Raw genomic sequence first — 21211 nt, 5'->3', positions numbered from 1 at the left:
ACGTCGCCTGAAGACGCAGACGAGATATGCTTTACTAGCCAACCAACGCCCGATCCGTCCATCCCATCACCCGATAAACCCAGCGCCTAACCTAGGTTTAACTTTCCTATAGCCTAGCCTAGCAAAGTGAACACGCGATGAATACGACATTGCAGTGGAGCTAACAATAGAATGCAAACCATACCGGTCCGCTAGCTTTCTGCAAAGAGAATACGCACCGCTGTGAGCGGTGCGCATCGTGTACGCAAGCGCGAGAGAAGACACGTTACTGGCCCATCATCCGCACCGCGCGCAGACTGGCGGCCGCGTCGATCCGGGGCGTGTATTCAAGCCCGACGTAACCTTGATAGTTATGTTCCCGCAAGATGCCGAAGATATGCTCGTAGTTAATTTCACCGGTGCCGGGTTCGTGGCGGCCGGGCACATCAGCTACGTGAATGTGCCCGATCTGGTTGAGGTTTGCGAGAATCCGCTGCGTCAGGTTGCCTTCACTAATTTGTTGGTGATAACAATCAAAGAGTAACTTCACATGGGGCAAGCCCAACTCACGCACAATCGCAAACCCTTCATCAGACGACCAGAGAAAACTGCCCGGATGATCGATCGGGTTGCGCGGTTCGAGCAGCAGATTAAGACCAGCGTCAGACGCTGTCTCTGCCGCTTCGCGTAATGCCTCAAGCAAATGAGCGCGCTGGGTCGGGCGATCAAGATCAGCGCGGACCATCCCGCCATGCACGATCAAATTGTCGCAGGCCAGATCGACCGCCAGCGCCGCGCTCCGGCTAATCTCATCACGGAATTGCGCCCGTTGGTCGGGATCGTTTGGCGACGCTTCCCAGTTGCCGGCAATCGCCACGCAGTGCAACCGCAGCGCCGTCTGCAAGGCGATGGTGATATTCATATCCTTGCCCCGCCGCGTCCAGAATTCATAGGCGCGAAAACCAAGATCGGCAATATGTTCGAGCCGCTGTTCAAACGGGCGATCGGTGAAGATCATATCGAGACAGACTGAAAAGCGGAGGGGTGCGAGGGTCGACATCTTCAACCTCACTTTTCTGCGCCACCACCGGTCTGGCGCCAGCGCCGCCGGGTCATCTGACAAAGGGTATCACCTTGCCAAGCTGCGAGTTTGCTCTTTTGTATGTCCCATTATACCGTTGATCAGCAATCGTGGCGGCTACTTGCGCCGCCGCACGGCCTTGAGCAGCGTTGCCACAGCAGCATCGAGCTGCCGGTCACGCCCGCTGGCCCACTCACCCAATGGACGAGCAATTTCTACATCCACCGGTCGCCCACTGCCTTCGAGATCTTCGCCTTCTGGCGTGACGACATATAACCGCGGCAAACTCAGCCATGCCCCATCGAGCAATTGAATGGTGTACGTCCAGATCACCGCACCGGCTGTCGGGCGTCCGACCACTTTCCCCAGCCGCAACCGCCGGTAGCTTTCACTCAGCATCTCGGTGTTGCTGGCCGACCGCTCATTCGTCACCAAAACGGTGGGCCGGTCGAGCACCCGATTGCCGGCGAGATGGCTGGCATCGGTTGCGCCCAGATCACGGAACCCGCTGCGCAACGCCGATCGCCGCATTAAAACATCGAGCACAAAGGTCGCCGTGTGCCCGCCGCTATTGTACCGCACATCGATGATCACGCCTGCTTTACTGTGGGTTTCGGCGTCAAGATCAACCAGAAATTGCTGGTACGCATCATAGCTCATCTCTTCAATATGCACATAGCCCAGCCGTCCGCGGCTGATGGTGTGAACATATTGCTCGTTGACCGCCACCCAATCGCGGTACCGCAACCGCTGGTAAGCCTTGGCATCGATCGGACGCACCACGATCTCACGCTCGGTCGCATCAGCAGCGCGCAACGTGAGCCGCACCCGTCTGCCGGCGCTGCGGAGCAAGAGTTTGTGCAGCGAGAGGGTGGCCGTTACGCGCGTTCCATCCACCGCAACCAGTTCTTCACCGGAACGCGGCGGCTCGCTTGCTAACGCCGCCGGACCATCGGGCAAGACTCGTTCTAGCACCAACCGGCCCTCACGCAGCAGTGGTTCAGCCGCAAAGAGGATGCCGATAAAGCCATCGTCACTCTCCCAGCCGTAGAAGCCGCTGCCGAGGTGCGAGGCGCGCAATTCGCCTACCATCAGATTGATCAGGGTATGCAGCTCTTCGGTGGTTTGCACCGCGCCAATCAAAGGCGCGAAGCGCGCGCGAACCTGTTGCCAATCTTGGCCGCGGAAGGTCGGGTCGTAGAAGCTGTCGCGCAACTCGCGCCACACCTCGGTAAAAATTTGCTCTTTTTCGCGATGAAAATCCACTTCGACTTCGGCCCGCAACGATAACCGGCTCGGCTCATTGCCGCTGGGGAAGCGCCGCACCACCACTTGCCCGTCTTCGAGGTAGTAGAAGCTCCGCCCGTCGGGCGCAAACTGCAAAAAGCTCTTCCGTGTATCGCTGGCGGTAAGCTGACGCGGCGGCTGGCCAGCGCGCGGCTCGTCGAGCGGCATCGTCCAAACATCTACTTTGCCAGCCACCGACGCCAAGAAGAGCAGGTCTTTTCCATCAGGACTGATCGGGCCGGCGACCGCATTCATTTGCGGCGGCGTCAGCAAGCGCAGCCGCCGCTCAATGCCTTCGTAGACAATCGGCTCAGGCGGCGGTTTCGCTGCTCTTGCCTCATTATTGCTCGGTTCGCCGCCATCAGCGGATGCCTCTTCCTTCTTTTCCTTATCGCGTTCAAATAACCGTTCAAACGCCGCTTCGCGGAAGACCAGCTGCGGCGGGCGCAGATCGACGCGCGCGATCTGCGATTCGAGCCGGTATTGTTCGGTGGTGAAGATGATGAAGCTGCCGTCAGGCGACCAGCACAAATCGCCGCCGCCAATATTGCTCAGAAAGGTGATTTGGCGCGGCTCGCCGCCGGTAACCGGCACAATGTAGACATTGCTAAACAGGTGATCGTCTTGGGCGATAAAGGCAAGGTAGCGCGAGTCGGGCGACCAGCACAGATCGGCAGCGACCGTGAATCGTGCCCGGCACAGCTCGCGCGGTTGGCCGCTAAGCTCTTCCAGCAGATCGATCGCCATCCGATCACGGATATAAGCGACCGCTTGGCCATTCGGAGCAATCCGCGGCAACAGCTTGGGCCAGCCATCGTTGGTTAATTGCATTTCGGCGCCGGTTTCAAAATCGTAGCCAAAGAGTTCGATCTCGCCGTGCCGATCAGAGAGGTAGGCGAGACTTTGCGAGTCGGGCGTCCACGCAATCGACCATTCACGGGCCGGGGTATTCGTAATACGGAAGGCCGGCCCCTGCCGCAGATCGCGTTCGGTCTCTTTATCGGCAAAGTCGGCAAAGACATCACCCCGCGCCACCAGCGCCAGCTTCTTGCCGTCAGGGCTCAGCCGCACCTCGCTAAACCCGCTCATCCAGCGTTCGACCCGCACCGGCGTGCGTTTCGTATCCACCCGCACCCGGATCGGGATAGGAGCCGCCTCGCCGCTGGCCGGATCGATCCGCCACAACTGGCCATCGCCCCGCTCGCAGACGATCACGCCGCTGCGCCGGGCGATGGTCGGGAAGAGCAAACGACCATCGCGAAAGCTGGTAATCTGGCGCGGCGCGCCATCGGCGAGCGGGATGTACCAGAGGTTCTCGTAGCCATCGCAATCACAGACGACGTACAACCCTTGGCCATCAGGTTCCCAGAGGGGCCAGCCGAGCTTGCCGGCATACTTGAACCGTTCGCCAAACGGGCCGGCCAATTGGCGCAGCGCGCCGTAATCAGGTTGGGCCGGCCCGATCCAGATTTCGTTGGGTGAAAAGGGATGCGGGCCGCGCCGCCACCACCGCTCGCGCCGGTTGGTAAACGCCAACGTCTGGCCATCGGGCGAAACCGCCACTTGGTCGAGCTGTTCATACGGTTCGAGATAGATCGGCGCCGGCGTACCACCCTGCACACCCACCCGGTAGATCGCATAGCCCATCTGCTCGATGTCACAGGAAAAAAAGACCGCTTCGCCGTCGCTCGCCCACGCTTCGGGATAGCACGGCTCATCCTGAAAGGTAAGCTGGCGCGGCGCGCCGCCGGCAAGATCAAGAATGTATAAATCGCCGGTGCCGTCGCGTCCGGCGGCAAAGAGCAGGCACTGGCCGTCGGGACTAAAGCGGGGCAAATAATGGCGGGCCGGATGGGCGGTGAGCCGTTCGGCGGTGCCGCCATCAATCGACACGAGCCAGACATCGCCGGCTGTTACGAAGGCCAATTGCCGGCCATCAGGATCGAGGGCCGGCTGGCGTAAGAGGGCTTGCGGTGCATTCAACGTGATGACTCCATTCATATCCTAGACAGCGCGATCGTTCATTCCGGCTCAGGCATACTGCGCCAGCCGTACCCTCTTAGACCTTCTCACTTCGACACAGCGCCCCATACTCATTGGTTGTTCTCTGGTGACTGCTGCTCTTCCCAGCCAAACGCACGCGCCAACACCGCCTCGACCAACCCCGGTGCCAAACGCCCGACCAGCAACGCCAACCGGTCGGCCCAGCTCACATAAGCAAGGCGCGGCTCGGTGCGGGCCGCGCGCAAGATCGCGCGCGCCACCGCTTCGGGCGGCACGCCGGGGGGCGCAATCCGCCGTCGCTCGCGACCACTGCCCAGCCGGCGCTGATTGAAGCCGGTGCGGGTCGTGCCGGGGCGCACTACCGTCACCGCAATGCCGCTGCCATGCAATTCGATGCGCAGCGCATTGCTGATCTGCTCGAGCGCCGCTTTCGCCGCAGCATAGCCGCCTAGGTACGGCAACGGCTGCACTGCCAGCACTGACGAGACGTTGATGATCTGGCCGCGACCGGCGGCGCGCATCACCGGCACAACCGCTTGGGTCAGCCAGATCGGGCCGAGCAGATCGACGGCTAACACCCGTTCGAGATCGGCGCGGGCAAGGCTGGTCACCGGCCCGGTGAGACCAATGCCGGCGTTGTTGATCAAGATATCAACCTGACCATACGCCGCCACCGCCTGTTCGACCAGCCGGTGGCAGACTGCCGGATCGGCCACATCAGCGGGCACGGCGATCGCCTGCGGCAGCGCAGCGGCCACCTGCGCCAACGCCTCGGCAGAACGGGCGGCCAACACGAGCCGCGAGCCGGCAGCGGCGAAACAACGGGCAGTGGCGGCGCCGATGCCGCTCGACGCGCCGGTGATGATGACAACGCGATTGCGTGGATCCATAACGGTGATTTCCTTGGGCACACTGCCAGACACGAACCGCCGGGCCTTGAGGGATGGACAGAACACTTGGTTGAGTGCAACTATTTATCGCTATACGACGCCTCAACACTCGGTTCTCCACTTCCCTCACCCGCGCCAGTGAGAGAGGGGCTGGGGGTGAGGGCACACCGGCCCATCGCAACGCCATGAACCACACCTGCGCTCATAGGTTCTGTCCGCCCTTGAAACACCGTACCGGGGGCACACTGCCGGGTGCCCCTACAGGGCGGGTTCGCGATCACGGAGGTGTTTGCAAATGCCGGCCTTGATCGTTTGGCCGGGCACCTCGTGCCCCAACATCCGCTCTAACTCGCGGGCCGTCGCCATCAACGCCGGCAGGTTCAAGCCGGTGTTAATGCCCATCTCATGCAACAGATGCACCACATCTTCGGTACACAAATTGCCCGGCGCACCGGGGGCAAAGGGACAGCCGCCGATCCCGCCGATGCTCGAGTCAAACAGATCAACCCCCAACTGCAAGCCGGCCAGTAGATTGGCCAAACCGGCCCCGCGCGCACTGTGCAGGTGTAACCGCAACGGCTGGCGCGGGAAGCGGGCCCGAAACGCACGCACCACCTCTTGCACCAGCAACGGATGCGCCATCCCGGTCGTGTCGCCGAGCGTCAACTGCTCGGTGCCTAAATCCAGCAAGCGTTGGCAGAGATCAAGCACCCGCTCGACCGGCACGTCACCCTCGAACGGGCAACCAAACGCGACCGACAACACCGCATCGAACGGCTTGCCGGCCCCATGCACGATCGCAGCCATCTCGGCCACTTGCGCCAGCGACTGTTCGATGCTCATATTGACATTACTGCGGTTATGGCTCTCGCTGGCGCTCAGAAAGACCTGTACCACATCAGCGCCAGCGGCAATGGCTCGCCGCGCCCCGATCACGTTGGGCGCAATTGCACTGTAAACCACTCCCGGACGCCGCGTAATGCCGGCAAACACCGCCTCGGTATCGGCCATCTGCGGCACCTGTTGCGGGCGCACGAACGCCCCTACTTCAATCGCCCGCAAGCCGGTCACCGAAAGCAGATCGATCAGCTTGACTTTCTGCGCCGTACTGAGGATGACCGGCTCATTCTGCAACCCGTCACGCGGCCCCACTTCGCGAATGTGAACGACAGCCGGCAGTGCGGCAATCTCCATAACGGTCATCATCGACCTCCCAAACGGTTGGCGGGAAGACACAAAGGTTTGAGTGATGTGACAGTATGGTAGATAGACGCTCGCGTTCTGTCAAATGCACGCATGCGTATATCTAGGTTCACCCTGCTTCCCTGTAACTCAGTCGCCTGTCAAATCGTTGCACTGAAACACATTAGTAACTCTAGTGTAACCTATTCCTCTACGCTGACAACAGACCCGCACAACGCGAGGCACAAGAAACGGGAAGACAGCGGACAACGCTGAATGGAGGTTCCAATGAGCTGGGAGAAGCAGGTAAACGACATGATCAAGATGTGGACCGGCACGCAGCAGAAGGTGTGGGATAGCTGGATGGCATCGATGCAATACATGTCAGCCCCCCAAAACCCCGAGGCATGGCAGAAGACGGTGGATAGCTGGCGCGGCACGGTCAAGCAGGCGCTTGAGGCCCAAGTCGAGTTGACCCGGCTGTGGGCCGAGACGGTTGCCGCCAATAGCGTTAATATGCCGACGATGCCGACGGCGCCGGGGATGCCGGCAATACCCGGCATTAATCCCGTCTCGCCGACTGCGGTGATCGAGTGGAGCCGGCAGGTGCTGGAGATGACCCGCAACTTCAACGAGAGCCAAGCCCGCTTTATCGAGGGTTGGTTCGATATGCTGAAGAAGTCGGATCCGACCAATGTGATGCGGGGTTGGAACAGCACGCAGGTTCAGAAGGTGATGCAAAGCTGGCAAGAGGCGATGCAGCGCGTGATTGAGGCGCAGGCCGAGCTGGGCAAGGTGATGATGGGCGTTGTCAATGGGGCGCTGGATAAGAAGTAAGGGTTGCCCTCACCCCCTAGCCCCCTCTCCCATCCGATGGGAGAGGGGGTCGTTTTTTGCCCACCATACCGCAAGCGGTGAGGTGCATTTGTAAGCCGCAAAGTAAGCAACGGCGCAGAGGAATGCAAACGCAAAGGTGCAAAGGACGCAGAGGGGTTTTTGGATCCCTCACCCCCGTCCCCTCACCCGCGCGAGCGGGCGAGGGGCGCTACCGCCTTCCGCGAGAGCAATGGCTGTGCCACCCACCGAGCGGCTCCCCACTGCGTCCTCTGCGCTCTCTGCGGTAAAAAACGCTCCCCCGCTCCCGCCTGACGGCGGGAGCGGGGGTTGGAGAGTGAGGGCATCAGCCCACACAGCGGGGCCGCACTGCCGTGCGGCGCTACTAGTCTTCGCCGGGGGCACCGGACATGACGACGACTAATGGACGCATGCGGGCGACAGGGCGAATTAAGCCAGCGGCGATTTGCACCTCCATCACCGCTTCGATATCTTTGTAGGCCAAGGGTGACTCATCGACGGCCAAGCCGCGCACCAACACCCCTGCCTCACGCACGACTGCCGCCACCATTGCCGGCGTAATCGTCCGCCGCGCTTCCGAACGGCTAAAGCGTCTTCCAGCCCCATGCGCCGCGCTAGCGAGCGTGGCCTGATCACCGAGCCCTTCCACAATATAGCTCGCCGTCGCCATCGAACCGGGGATAATCCCCAGTACCCCAGCTTCGGCGGGTGTAGCGCCCTTGCGGTGGATCACCAGACCATTCCGTTCTTCCCACGCAAAATTGTGATGGTTCTCGATCACCCGTTCCACCGGCACACCCAACGCCTTGGCAAACCGCTCGTGGATCACCTCGTGGTTGGCGCGGGCAAAATCACCGGCCAACCGCATTGACAACAGATACTCTTGCCCAGCTTCCGAGTCGGTACTGAGCCAACCATACGTGCGCGGAATCCCCTGCGCGATCGCCGCCGTCTCGCGGTCAGCCAATTCGGCGTAGTAGTTGGCAATCTTCGCACCGACGCCACGACTCCCGCTGTGAGTCAACAAGCCAACAAACGGTTTGCCGGTATCGAGCCATTCGCCAACCACAATCTCGGCAAAATGGTTGCCGCCGCCTGAGGTGCCAATTTGCAATTTCGCCAACTCATACAGCTCGCGCAACAGTTTGGTCGCTCGCCAGCGCGGATCGGAAAGGATCGGGTGAGTCGCCACCGGCTTCTTGGGCGAACCGATTCCAAACACTGTCACTTTGGTGATCGTATCGAGCAAGTGTTGCCGTTCGCGCTGCGCATCGGCTGGCGTCATCCCGGCCAAGATCGATAAGTGCATGCGGCAGCCAATATCAACCCCAACTTGATACGGCGCCACAGCGCGGTCGTACGCAATCACACCGCCAACCGGCAGCGCATAGCCTTGGTGAGCATCGGGCATCAACGCACCGCGGATCGCCGGCGGCAAGCGCAAGGCGGTGCGGATCTGCTCGATCGCTCCCGGCTCGACAAGATGCTCGCCGATAATCTTCAGCGGCTGCGGCTTTTCACGCAACTTCAGCGCTTCCGGCGGTGCGCCATAGCGAGCGGCAACCTCTTGCCGCACGGCAGCCGATTCCATCCCGTCGCGCAACATCTGGTTAGCTGCGCGGCAGATCTGGCGAAATGCCGGATGATCGGCATAATCAGCTAGCAGTTGGGCCGCTTTCATCGAACTCACCTCCTTTCTCGTTCACGTTCCTCGACAAAGACGCTCAGTGCGGCAGCGTTGCTGCCGCACTGAGCGAGAAAGTTCTGCACCAACGCCAATCCAATTATACGCCAACCATCGCCCGATCACCCTTGCGCTGGTGCAGCGCAAACGCAATCCCCTCTTGCAGGTTGGGCTTGGCGATCATACTGGTCAATTCAGCGCCAATATGCATCAACGTCTGCGCCACTTCGGGGCCGATCCCGGTAATCACCACCTGCGCCCCGAGCAACCGCGCCGCCTGCGCCACCCGCATCAACGCGCCGGCCACCTGCGTATCCACTACCCGCACACCGGTAATATCGAGGATCGCGATCCGCGCCCGATAGCACGCTACCCCTTCGAGTAATGTTTCCATAATCTGCGCAGCGCGATGACTGTCAATGGCACCGATAACCGGCATCGCCACCACCTGCTCGGCAATTGGCAACAGCGGCGTGCTCAGCTCGCGCAACATCGCCTGTTGCGCCGCAATCACCTGCTCTTGCATTCGACGGCGCTCTTCTTCCAACCGCAACTGTTCGCTGATGTCACGATTGATGGTGGCAAAGCCGATAAGCTGGCCGCTTTCGTTAAAGACCGCTAACCCAGCCGCATTCACCGTAATAATGGCGCCATCCCGGCGTAAATAATCAATTTGGACATTCGCTTTACCGCCAGCCAACGCAAGCCGGGTCAACTCTGGCATCTGCTGCAATGTGTGGGGCGGTAAGATGGCTGATGCCGGCATCCCAACCAGTGATTGGTATCCCAACATGTCAAGCATCGCTGCGTTGGCGTAGGTAATCACTTGATTGGTGTCAGCGACAATGATCCCATCCGGCGCATTATCAACCAACGCTTTAAAGGTACGTAACTCATTGGCCTGCCGCCGCGCTTCGGTGACATCTTCATACATCATACATCGCCAGCACACCGATCACCTCGCCATCGCGCACGAGCGGCAATTTGTTGGTGCGAAGCCAGATCTGCGTCCCATCGGCGCGGGTCCACGGCTCTTCGATATTCAGCTTTGGCCCGTGTTCCATCACCGCCAGATCGTCAGCCCAGTACAAGGGCGCTTGTTCCACCCACGGCATATCGGTGTCAGCCTTGCCAATGATGTCAGCGAGGTCGGCAATCCCGGCATCTTCCAGCAAGCGCCGGTTAGCGCCCAAATAGCGCGAATCGCGATCCTTCCAGAAGATCGCCTGCAGCAGACTGTCAATCACCAACTGCAACATCGCCCGACTTGCTTCCGCCTCGCGCCGCGCCTGCTCGATCGGGCCGACATCGTAGGCAGTGGCCGCTGCGCCACTATAGTTCCCCGCGTCATCGTACCGCAGCGACACTGTCCATAACCCGTGAAATTCACCGATCTGCGGCGATTGCACCCGGCATTGAAACATCAAGCTCGGCGCACGCGCTTGGATGGCTTCGAGAAACACCTGCTGCGCCCGCGCGCGATCCTCAGCCGCGAGAAAACTCAACAGCGAACGGCCTGCCCAGCCATCGCGCGTGATCTGAAAAACCTGTTCGGCAGCCAGGTTGAGGTAGCGAATGGTTCCATCAGCGTTGAGATCGACTACCAAGACGTTCGCCGTCTCGATCAGGTTTTGCCAACGAGAGAGCTGTTCTTGCAAAGCGGCGACTTGCGCGCGTAAGTGTTCGACCTCGCCAGTGGAAGAAGGGAGAAGGTTGTCGACCATATCAATCCTTGGCGCTAAATATGCTGAATGGTGCAATCGTCGCGATATAAATCAATTATAGTATATCCAACAATATTTATTTAGACAAGCGATGCATTTGTTAAAAAACTAACAAAAAAGATTATCCTTAATAATATAGTTACACATATTTGCCAAAAAATTGGCCGCTTCGATATTTCCCACCGTATATCGTAGAGACGTCGCCGGGCAACGTCTCTACGATACGCTATGCAGTATCTCCTTGCAGCGACTCACCGCACCGGCGTGAGCCAAACAAACTGGTACGGTTGCAAGACCAACGTCTCGTTGGCCGAAATCGCGCGCTCTGCTACCACATCGAACAATTCGACGCCGGGGCCATACATGCGCAAGAGGTTGCCGGCAATCGGCTGCGGGTATTCCGAGAAGTTGGCCAACACCAACACCCGCTGCGATCCCGCTTGCCGTACATACGCCAGCACGTGGCGATTGTCGCTGCGCACGACTTCCATCGCGCCGTCGCGCAGAGCGGGCAACGACATACGCAGCCGGATGAGCCGCACCAACTCGCCAAAAATGCGTCCGGGTACGGTCGCGGGATCGTGACGTTGATCCATGCCGGCCTGATTGCGGGCGGGCCGGTGAACCCAACGGCTGTCAATGGCTTTGGCCGGATCGGTCACGTAGCTGTAGTCGTTGACCGTCCCCACTTCATCGCCAAGGTAGAGCAACGGAATGCCGCCGATGCTCAAGATAACGCTGTGCAAAAGCACGATCCGCCGGATTGCGGTATCGATCATCTGCGGATCACCGCTGCCCAACGCCTGTTCCAACCCGGCCAGCGAAGCCAGCGTGCCCGACACCCGCGCATCGCCGGTATCGGGATTTTCTTGAAACGGCAAGCCGCAGGCAAACGAACCGGCGAAACGGCCCGTATAAAAGGCATTGAGAAACTGGCGATGGCCCCACGGATCGATCCCGACGGCGCGCGCATCATTGTCGTCAAACGTCCAGCCAATGTCGTCGTGCGAACGCAAATAATTGATCCACGCGCACCCTGCCGGCAAACGGAAGCGATGGCTGAGCGAATGGGCCAGTAACTTGACCTCGCGCGTCGCCAACGACTCCCAGAGCAGCGCCATCAGCAGCGGATTGTACGAAAGCTGGCACTCGTGCGGGCTAATGTAGCTCAGCACATCGTCAGGATGGACAATCGCCTCTGATTTGAAGAGCAGCGCCGGCGCGGCCACTCTGGCGATCGCGTTGAAGGCCTGAATAATCTGGTGCGCTTCCGGTTGGTTCTCGCAATTGGTACCCAACCGCTTCCAGATAAACGGCACCGCATCGAGGCGCAGCACCGCCACCCCCAAATTGGCGAGGAAGAGCATCTCGGCAGCCATCGCCCGAAACACCGCCGGGTTAGCGTAATTGAGATCCCACTGAAAACTGTTGAAGGTGGTCCACACCCAGCGCTGCATATCGGGCCGCCACGTGAAGCTGCCACGGCGCACAGTAGGGAAGATTTCGCGCAGCGTGCGCTCGTAAGCGTCGGGCATCGTGCGATCGGGAAAGAGGAAATAGAACTCCTGATAGTCGGGATCGCCGGCCTGCACCCGCCGCGCCCATTCGTGTTCGTCAGAAGTATGGTTAAAAACAAAATCCAGCACCAAACTCATCCCGGCCCGATCGAGCTCGTGAGCGAGTGCGGCCAACTCTGCCGTCGTGCCGATTTGCGGATTCACCTTGCGGTAGCTGCTCACCGCATAACCGCCGTCGTTGTTGCCTTCCGGCGCGGCAAACAACGGCATGAGGTGCAAGTAGGTCAAGCCCAACTCATTGAAATAAGGAATAAACTCGCGCAGCCGGCTCAGCGTACCGCAAAAGCGATCGACATAGAGCACCCCTCCCATCATCCGTTCCGACTGGAACCACTCGCTATCAGCTTCGCGGACGGCATCGCGCTGCTTGAGCCATTGTGGCCGTTCGCGCCAGCTCTGTGCCATCGCGATCAACAGTTGTTCGAGGTGATAGAAGAAGTCGTATTGGGTACCGTACAAGCCAAGTAACAACTCAAACAGACGCGGCCATTCCCGGCGCAATCGCTGCTCGAATGCGGCCCAATCAGCGGCATTGCCGCCGGCTGCCTCAAATGCCTGCTCGATCCGTGGCAGCAACCGGGCCAACGACCGCGCCGCTTCGCGTGGTATACGTTCCCACTCGTGCATACGCAAACCTCACCACTCCACTGCCCGCTCTGGCAGTTGTTTCCGGCGCAAGTATCGCCGAAAACAGGGAAACTGGCAATCGCTGCCGACATTCCCAGTTGTCCTTGCGCGCCGCCGCAGGCGGCGAAGCAATCCCCCGCGAGTACGGAGCGAATCCCCTCAGGCATGTATTCCGCTGAAGCAGGAGATTGCTTCGGGCGCTGCGCGCCCTCGCAATGACAGATAGCCCATATCTTTGCGCGCCGCCGCAGGCGGCGAAGCAATCCCCCCGCGAGTACGGAAGCGGAGCCTGCCCGCCGAAGGGAGAGAGTGCTTTGGGCGCTACGCGCCCTCGCAATGAAAGACAGGCTGGTCATCACGCACGGCGGTGACACCTGCACCGCTTCATGGTAAGATAAAGCGCTATGGAAACGATGACTACGCCACCCAACCTGTTTCGCCGTTTCGTTCCGGCGCTGGCGCTCGGCATCGCGCTCTTGGCGGCGCTCGAATGGGGACTGCCCGCCGCCGGCATTCCAGCGTACCTCTTGCCGCCACCCTCGCGGGTGGTCGCTGCCGCCCTCCAACCCGAAGTGCGGCTGCTCGACCATACCCTTGCCACCGCCAATGCAGCCTTGATCGGCCTTACGGTTGGCACGCTGATCGCCTTCACCCTCGCCATCGCCTTCCTCTTTGTGCGCCCGCTCGAAGACGCCCTCTACCCGTGGGTCTTGCTCGGCCAGAGTTTGCCCTCAGTCGCCTTGGCGCCGCTGCTTACCATTTGGCTAGGTGAAGGGCTTGCGCCCCGCGCAGCAATGGCCGCTCTTTTCGCCTGCTTTCCCCTGCTCATCGCCACCATCAGCGGTCTCCGCCGGCCCGCGCCCGAACAATTGGCGATGATGCAAGCGTATGGCGCGTCACAATGGCAAATCCTGCGCATGCTGCGCTTACCGGCGGCGCTGCCGTTTATCTTCAGCGGGATGCGCGTCGCTGGCGCGTTGGCCGTGATCGGCGCATTGGTCAGCGAGCTTTCTGGCGCTGGGCGTGGCCTTGGCTACCTGATCACCACCTCGACCTACCGGCTGGCAACCGACCGGGCCTTTGCTGCGATCGCTGCCGCCGCCGGGTTGGCGCTGGCACTCCACGGCCTGTTTCTACTGCTCGAACGCACGATTGTCTATTGGGAACGAGAACGGTAATCGCGGCGTAGTTGTATCAGACGGAGTGAGGATTTGTTATGTCGCACCGTTACCGCTTATCATTGGCTCTTTTTCTACTACTATTGATCGTATCAGGTTGTGCTAGCCCGAATCCGGCTAGCAATGCCATTTCGTCAACGAATGCCCCGGAAGTCACCGATGTATCAATGCGTCTGCAATGGCTGCCCCAATTCCAGTTTGCCGGCTATTTGGTAGCCGACGCGCGCGGTTATTACCGTGAGGCGGGACTCAACGTGACCATCTTGCCCGGCGGGCCTGACGCCGTGCCACTGCCGCTGGTTGCAACCGGCGCTAATACCTTTGGCAGCACTGGCGCTGATACGATCTTGATCAGCCGCGAACAGGGGATCGAGGTCGTCGCACTGGCGACATGGTTCCAAGCCAGTCCGGTCGCGTTTATGGTGCATCGCGACAGCGGCATCCGTTCGCCGCAAGACTTTGTCGGCCGGCGGGTAGCGATGTTCTACGGCGACAACGTGGAGACTGAATACCGGGCGCTGCTAGCTGCCACCGGCGTTGATCCGGCCAGCATCAACGAGATTCCCGGCGACTACAGCCTTGCTCCCTTCCTTGAGCGGCGGGCCGATGTGTGGCCGGTCTACGCCACCGACCAACCCTACACCGCCCGCGCCGCCGGCGCCGAGATCGATCTGATCGTTGCCCGCGATTACGGCGTCGAACTGATGGGTGATGTGCTCTTCACCACCGCCGAATTCGCCCGTAAGAACCCCAACACCGTGCGCGCGTTCGTCCAAGCCACGCTGCGTGGTTGGCAAGACGCGATCACCGACCCGGCAGCGGCGATCGACATTATTCTCGCTCGCAGTCCTGACTTCGACCGCGGCCATCTTGAGTTTGAAGCGACGGAAACGATTAAATTGCTGCGCTACGGCATTGGCACGCGATGTGTCGGAGCCAGCGACCGGCAGGCATGGGCCAAAGAGGCCGAACTGCTGCAATCGCTGGGGGTGCTGAAAACGGCGGTTGATCCGGCGACGGTGTTGGTCACTGATGCGGTTGACGACGATTACCACGCACGCGGCATTGAATGCCGGCGGTAAATACGAATGGGGGACGCACCGCCGTGCGTCCCCGCGCCCGTCGATCACGTTACGGCGCCAACTGTTCCAATTGACTGACCAATTCGGCAAACGTATCCATTGCCACTTGAATCGGAGCCGGTGAAGTCATATCAACACCGGCATCACGCAACAGATCAATCGACGCGCGTGACGAACCGCTACGCAAAAACCGCAGATACCGTTCAACCGCCGGCTGACCCTCGTTGATAATCTGACGGCTCAGCGCCAGTGCCGCCGACAAGCCGGTTGCATACTGATACACGTAGAACTGATAGTAGAAATGCGGAATGCGCAGCCACTCATATACCAGCTCATCATCGATCACCAGCACAGGTCCGTGATACCGAACAACCAACTCACGGTAATGCTGACTCAGCGCATCAGCCGTGAGTGGTTGTCCACGCTCGGCCTGCTCGTGCATCCACAACTCGAAGGCGGCAAACATCGTCTGGCGGAAAATGGTCCCACGGATCGTTTCGATCTGTTGCGCAAGCAACTGCCGCCGCAACGCCTCATCGGCCCTATGCTGTAACAAATAGTGGGTCAACAACGCCTCATTCAGCGTCGAAGCGACTTCGGCAACGAAGATCGTGTACTCGCCATACACAAACGGCTGCGTGGTGCGGGTGAAGTATGAATGGAGGGAATGACCCAACTCGTGCGCAAGGGTAAAGACATCGCGCAACCGATCTTGATAGTTGAGCAAGATGTAGGGCGGCGTACCATACGAACCGCCGCTATAGGCCCCGCTCCGCTTGCCCACATTCTCATACACATCGATCCAACGCCGCGTAAACATCTGCTCGAGCGCCGCACCATACTCAGGGCCGAGCGGACGGAACGCCTCACGCATCAGATCACACGCTTCTTGATAGGGGAACGGGCGCTCGACAGCAGGTACCGGCTGCACATAGAGATCGTAGAAATGCAATTCATCTAAACCCATCAGCCGCCGCCGCACGGCCAAATAGCGATGAAACCGCGGCAGATTGGCTTCGACGGTCGCGATCAGGTTATGGTACACCTCAACAGGGATTTCATTCGGAGCGAGCGCCGCCTCGAGCGCCGAGCCGTAATTGCGCAACCGGGCCTCGATCACGTGCGAGCGGATCGCCGCGCCGAGAGTGGTGGCAAGCGTGTTGCGGAAGGGCAAAAACGCGCTGTAGTACCCCTTGAACGCATCACGACGCACCCGCCGGTCAGGACTTTCGAGCAAGCGGCCATAGCGCGCATGCGATAACTTCACCGGCTGGCCCTGCTCATCCTCAATCGTCGGAAACTGCAAATCCGAGTCGGCCAGCATCGAGAAGGTCGCGTATGGCGCACGGACAATATCGCTAAACGCCGCCATCACCTGCTCAACCTCCGCCGAGCGGATATGCGCGCGCTGGCGGTTCAGCTTCTCTAAGGCATAGCGATACACTTGCAGGCCGGGGGTAGCCGCCAACCACTCGTCCAGCGTTTCCGCCGGGATCGTCAAAATCTCTGGCTCAATAAACGCCAGCACCGCTTGTATCCGGGCCGCAAAACTGCTCGCCCGCTCGGCCAACCCCTGCCCTACCGGATCGGTACCATCGCTATCCTTGCGATGCATGGCATAGACATACAATGCATACAACCTGCGCGCCACCTCGTCGCGCAGGTTCAGCGCCGCCAACAACTGCGCCGGCCCCTGCGCTAGCGTCCCTTGCAAGGTGGCTAACTCGTGCGCGCGCGCCTCAACTGCGCTGAGTTCTTGTTCCCACGCCGACACATCGGCAAAGATTTGCGACAAATCCCATGTATATTCGACCGGTATATCAGATCGCGATGGGACTTGGTTGGCGGTAAGGGTCATGTGTACTTCCTTTCATCTTAGGCACGGCACTGTACCATTGCGTTTGCCCTGTTTGCCATTATACCTGACTCGGCAAGGAATTGCGTGGGGAATGCAGCCGAAACGACCTCCTTATAAAGGTTGTAAAGATGCAGTAGAGCCGGATGGCTGTCCGGCTCCGCAAAGGCGCAGCGACGTTGAACGCAAAGCCGCAAAGCGAGCCAAGGCGCAGAGACGTTCAATGCAAAGGCGCTAAGAACGCAGAGGGCGCAGAGGTTTTGGATGCGGATCAGAGAGATAGGGAGTATCTTTCCTTCTCCCTATTCCCCACGCTCTATCTCCCGCGCTTGTGGGAGAATAGTGCGGCTGACTTCCGATAGATCACAACGTTTCTACCTTCAATAAATAGCCACTCTACATATTATTAATGCATCTGAACAAAAGAAGATGGTGCTATCGTTAGCGGAGTAGACGATGAGTGTGCTTCTCCCTGACGAACGGCTGTGGGCAACGAATCGGTGGATAGCTCGCCAGCTTTCCGCTGATGCGATCCCCTGGATTGATGCAGCGTCGGCATTAGCGGGCGAGATCAGGTTTTGCCTTGAGACGAAAGTTGACACGTTGGATCTGCGCCAGGCTGATCGGGCCATGTTGCAAGCATTTGCCGCACTGATCAAAAAGGTGGTTGATTATCGTACAACCATGGGTGCGAGCAACGTTGCTGAACACAACGATGTTCTCGTATACATGTCGAAACTGATGGAACTGAATCAATTGGTTCAAGCAACGCTCGATACATGTTCATAAGCGTATTTTTAGTTGATGAATAACCGCTCGCGATGCACTGGAAGCACATAACGCAACGTTACAGCAATCATATACGCCAGTAGCGCGCTCAGAGCTATATTCTGTTTCCATCCATATGATATCATCCTCAACCCCGCCTCTCTCCCGCCGTTAGGTGGGAGAGAGGGTCGGGGGGTAAGGGCTACCTTCGCGCCAGCTACCGCACAATGTGCGGCACATACATCCGATATTGACCAGCGCTGATAATGACCGGCCCCTGCAACCATGGTTGGTATTTAACAAAATTGCTAACTTTATCACCGCTGCCATTATTGACGAAACCATCGGCATTTGAGGCATCATTCGGACCGTTCACGTTTCCCCACCAGTTATTCAGGGCTGAAATCCAGTGATTGGGGGTGTCGTTTTGGATACCGGCAGTCGTATTGCCCACAATGTTGCAGTACTCAACCACTGGATTGGCGGCAGTACCAGAACTGCGCAACCCATACCGATTGTTCGCCAACATGCAATAGCGCAACACCGGCGAGGCGTTGTCAACGTGGATTGCACCGTAAGAACCGAAGAAACTATCACCACCGTAGCGAAGAACAATGTGCGAGAGTGTGCCGCTACTGCCACTACGAAACAAGATGCGCCCCCATTGACCAGGAGCCGGTGGGGTGGTTGAGCTGATCGTCACGCCACCAACGGTTGAGTCATAGATCGACGTAACGTAGATCGGTTGACTCTGCGTACCATTAGCACTGAGGATACCATCGATCAAAAACTCCACCGAGAAATCCTTTGGCTTAATCACAACGCCCGGCCCCCATGTCAACGTGACACCGGCAGTAACCGTAATATCTCCTTGCGGCACATACGGCGCTTCGGTTTCATCCCATGTCGTGTTGGCCGAAATTCCGCCACCTTGCACACAGATGCCATTCGTGCCATTGCCGCTAAAGTTCGCTACAGTCATGTTGGTCAACGTCACATCCGTTTGCGGATGGATTGCCACTGCACAACCGCTGCCATATCTAAAGGTGCTGGCATTGATGGTCACTTGTGCGTCAAGGGCTTGCTCTACCATAGGAAGGTTAAACCAGAACCGTCCGCCATAGCGCAATTCGACCATATTGAACGTCGCGCTACCGGTGCCACGCACCAAGATACGCCCCCAATCACCACGTGCAGGTGGGTTGGTCGTGTTGTCAGTAGCGCCGCCAATCGTGTCGTCGCGGATCGAAGTCAGCGTAACGGGTTGGCCGGCAACACCGTTGACATTGAGTATGCCATCGATGAAAAAATCCGTTTCGGAATCAGACGGTTTCACCACAATCCCTGGCCCCCACGTCAGGGTAGCCCCGAACGCAACCGTTATATCACCCTGCGGCACGTAGGGTATCTCTGTCTCGTCCCAGATAGTATTGGCTGAAATATCACCACTTCGCACGCACACACCATTGGTTTCGTTGCCGATCACGCTCGTGGAGGCTAGATTGATCATGGTGAAATCATTCTGCGGATGAGTCGCCAATGCACAGCTACTGCTATACTTGAAAGCGCCGCCATTAATGGTCACACTCGCGCCAACATCTTGTTCCAACATGCCCAGTGCTACCCACCCTTGGCCCCCATACCGCAATTCAAGCTGGTTCAACTCGCCCGTGCCGGTACTGCGGAAGAGGATACGCCCCCAATCACCGCGTGCAGGTGGGTTGGTCGTGTTGTCAGTAGCGCCGCCAATCGTATCGTCGCGGATCGAAGTCAGCGTAACGGGTTGGCCGGCAACACCGTTGACATTGAGTATGCCATCGATGAAGAAATCGGTGTTGAAATCACGCGGCTTCACCACAATCCCCGGTCCCCACGTCAGGGTAGCCCCGAACGCAACCGTTATATCACTCTGCGGCACGTAAGGCGCTTCTGTCTCATCCCACGTGGTATGAGCTGACACTCCGCCGCTATCGACGCAAATTCCGTTGAATTCATTGCCGGCAAAGCTAGCCGGACTCATATTGCTCAGGGTAAAATCGCTCTGCGGCGGCATACTCAACGGGCAGCTCCTGCCATTGACAAAGCGCCCGGCATTGATCGACACATCAGCGCCAACCTCTTGGCGCAAGATCGCGTCTTTGGCATTTTTGCCGCCGTAGCGCATCTCAACATGGTCAAGCACACCGCTACTGCCGGTGCGAAACAGCACCCATCCCCAATTACCGGGCGACGGTGTTGTTGTCGTATTACCACTGGCACCGCCGATGGTACTATCATAGATCGAGGTGAAATAAATAGGTTGATCGGTAGTGCCCTGCGCCAGCAGCGTTCCATTGACCAAGAGGTTCGCCCCAAGAAAGACATCAGCAAACTTTATGACTACCCCCGCCCCTAGCGTGAGCGTCGTGCCGAAGGCTACTCTCACATCGCCGGTGAGAATGTAGACCGCTTCGGTTTCATCCCACGTTGTATGCGCGCTAATATCACCGCTATCGACACAAAGGCCATTATAGACATTCCCGGTAAAGTTCACGAAACTCATATCCTCCAGCGTGACATCATTCTGCGGTTTCATACTGATGGCGCACTGAGCACCAGACTTAAAGACACTTGCTCGAATGGTGACATTCGCATTCACATCCACCTGCACCATAGCAGTAGAGATGTTTCCGCCGTAACGGAACTCCGTATGCTGTAACATTCCCGTACTGCTGGTTTGAAAATGCAGGGATTGCCAATTCCCCGGTTGGGGTACATTTACTTCATTATCGGTGTCACCATCAATCGTATCATCACGAATTGAAGTAAAGTAGACCGGATTACCGGAAACACCGTTGGTAATCAGTGTTCCCTGTATCGTCAGACCGGCGTATAGGTTGAATTTCACTACTGTGCCGGATTCGATAGTCAGCGTTACCCCGGCTGGAACCGTCACATTGCTATACACAACATAGACCTTATCCGCCGTCCACACCTCATCACTGCTCAGTGTGCCGCTTTTACATACTAACGCCGGGTTACTGCAATTCACCGCAGCTTGAACTGGTTGCGGCCACAGGATGATTGCCACCACGAACGCAACGATCATAAAAGATGTGAGTGTAGTGCGAAAATGATGGTACATTGCTTCAACTCCGTTACAAAAAATTTATGTTAATTATGCCATGTTAATGCGTTGATTCGTCACACTATTATTCTACGAATTCATAATTACCATCATGTCAAAAATGAAATCAGCACGAACTCTTGTTTCATCAATGAGCAGGAACTATTTACACTCACACACAACAACACCAAAGAATTGCTGTGCAATGTATCCGCACACGAGGAGAAGTCTGTTGGCAACCGTTGTTCGTTTCGGGGTCAGGATGCACAAACATCCCCTTCTTTGGAAGAAGGGGATGGGAGAGAAGCAAAGCGTTGGGAACTAACAAGTGA

At 58.4% G+C, this 21211-nt stretch carries 14 protein-coding genes; 4 read left to right on the top strand and 10 right to left on the bottom strand.

The genetic code is table 11. The annotated features are described in order from the left end of the window. Positions 1–265: 265 nt before the first annotated feature. The 4 genes from U9R61_RS14905 to U9R61_RS14890 all read right to left on the bottom strand — a co-directional run bounded on the left by U9R61_RS14905 (position 266) and on the right by U9R61_RS14890 (position 6444). Complete coding sequence (locus tag U9R61_RS14905; protein WP_322489600.1) at positions 266–1039, bottom strand: hydroxypyruvate isomerase family protein; 774 nt, start codon at positions 1037–1039, stop codon at positions 266–268. Positions 1040–1177: 138 nt separating this feature from the next. Continuing rightward, positions 1178–4348 carry a S41 family peptidase gene (locus U9R61_RS14900; protein WP_322489599.1) on the bottom strand — a complete coding sequence of 1057 codons (3171 nt, stop codon included), beginning with the start codon at positions 4346–4348 and terminating at the stop codon, positions 1178–1180. A gap of 92 nt (positions 4349–4440) precedes the next feature. Further along, the gene (locus tag U9R61_RS14895; protein ID WP_322489598.1) at positions 4441–5241 is read right to left on the bottom strand and encodes an SDR family NAD(P)-dependent oxidoreductase; all 801 of its coding nucleotides are present in this window, start codon (positions 5239–5241) and stop codon (positions 4441–4443) included. A 258-nt stretch (positions 5242–5499) separates the two neighbouring features. Continuing rightward, positions 5500–6444 (bottom strand): hydroxymethylglutaryl-CoA lyase, encoded by a 945-nt coding sequence (locus U9R61_RS14890; RefSeq protein ID WP_416208858.1) that lies wholly within the window; start codon positions 6442–6444, stop codon positions 5500–5502. A gap of 294 nt (positions 6445–6738) precedes the next feature. Here U9R61_RS14890 and U9R61_RS14885 point away from each other — a divergent pair, with 294 nt between their 5' ends. Continuing rightward, positions 6739–7260, top strand: coding sequence for a hypothetical protein (locus U9R61_RS14885; protein ID WP_322489596.1), 522 nt, complete (start codon positions 6739–6741; stop codon positions 7258–7260). Between the two features lie 382 nt (positions 7261–7642). On the opposite strand, the gene U9R61_RS14880 is transcribed toward U9R61_RS14885, so the two are convergent. From U9R61_RS14880 to U9R61_RS14865, 4 genes are all read right to left on the bottom strand, one after another. Further along, positions 7643–8959: an RtcB family protein gene (locus tag U9R61_RS14880; RefSeq protein ID WP_322489640.1), complete on the bottom strand. Its 1317-nt coding sequence runs from the start codon at positions 8957–8959 to the stop codon at positions 7643–7645. Positions 8960–9062: 103 nt separating this feature from the next. After that, the gene (locus tag U9R61_RS14875) at positions 9063–9899 is read right to left on the bottom strand and encodes a PAS domain S-box protein (protein ID WP_322489595.1); all 837 of its coding nucleotides are present in this window, start codon (positions 9897–9899) and stop codon (positions 9063–9065) included. Continuing rightward, on the bottom strand, positions 9889–10686 hold the full coding sequence (locus tag U9R61_RS14870; protein WP_322489594.1) for a PAS domain-containing protein: 798 nt from the start codon (positions 10684–10686) through the stop codon (positions 9889–9891). The genes U9R61_RS14875 and U9R61_RS14870 overlap by 11 nt, the downstream gene beginning before the upstream one ends. A 251-nt stretch (positions 10687–10937) precedes the next feature. Then, positions 10938–12890: an alpha-amylase family glycosyl hydrolase gene (locus U9R61_RS14865; RefSeq protein WP_322489593.1), complete on the bottom strand. Its 1953-nt coding sequence runs from the start codon at positions 12888–12890 to the stop codon at positions 10938–10940. A 404-nt stretch (positions 12891–13294) separates the two neighbouring features. Here U9R61_RS14865 and U9R61_RS14860 point away from each other — a divergent pair, with 404 nt between their 5' ends. Together U9R61_RS14860 and U9R61_RS14855 are read left to right on the top strand one after the other, a co-directional pair. After that, positions 13295–14068, top strand: a complete 774-nt coding sequence (locus U9R61_RS14860) for an ABC transporter permease (RefSeq protein WP_322489592.1) — start codon at positions 13295–13297, stop codon at positions 14066–14068. Between the two features lie 38 nt (positions 14069–14106). Further along, positions 14107–15150, top strand: coding sequence for an ABC transporter substrate-binding protein (locus tag U9R61_RS14855; protein ID WP_322489591.1), 1044 nt, complete (start codon positions 14107–14109; stop codon positions 15148–15150). A 49-nt stretch (positions 15151–15199) separates the two neighbouring features. Here U9R61_RS14855 and pepF read toward each other — a convergent pair whose 3' ends face one another. Next, positions 15200–17008 carry an oligoendopeptidase F gene (gene pepF / locus U9R61_RS14850; protein WP_322489590.1) on the bottom strand — a complete coding sequence of 603 codons (1809 nt, stop codon included), beginning with the start codon at positions 17006–17008 and terminating at the stop codon, positions 15200–15202. Between the two features lie 453 nt (positions 17009–17461). On the opposite strand from pepF, the gene U9R61_RS14845 reads away from it, so the two are divergent. After that, positions 17462–17794, top strand: a complete 333-nt coding sequence (locus U9R61_RS14845; protein ID WP_322489589.1) for a hypothetical protein — start codon at positions 17462–17464, stop codon at positions 17792–17794. 196 nt (positions 17795–17990) lie between these two features. Here U9R61_RS14845 and U9R61_RS14840 read toward each other — a convergent pair whose 3' ends face one another. After that, on the bottom strand, positions 17991–20861 hold the full coding sequence (locus U9R61_RS14840; RefSeq protein ID WP_322489588.1) for a hypothetical protein: 2871 nt from the start codon (positions 20859–20861) through the stop codon (positions 17991–17993). Positions 20862–21211 lie beyond the last annotated feature (350 nt).

The sequence above is a fragment of the Chloroflexus sp. genome (assembly GCF_034431535.1).
Lineage (GTDB): Bacteria > Chloroflexota > Chloroflexia > Chloroflexales > Chloroflexaceae > Chloroflexus.
The sequence above is the reverse complement of the archived record's forward strand: the minus strand, read 5'-3'. Positions and strand labels throughout refer to the sequence as shown.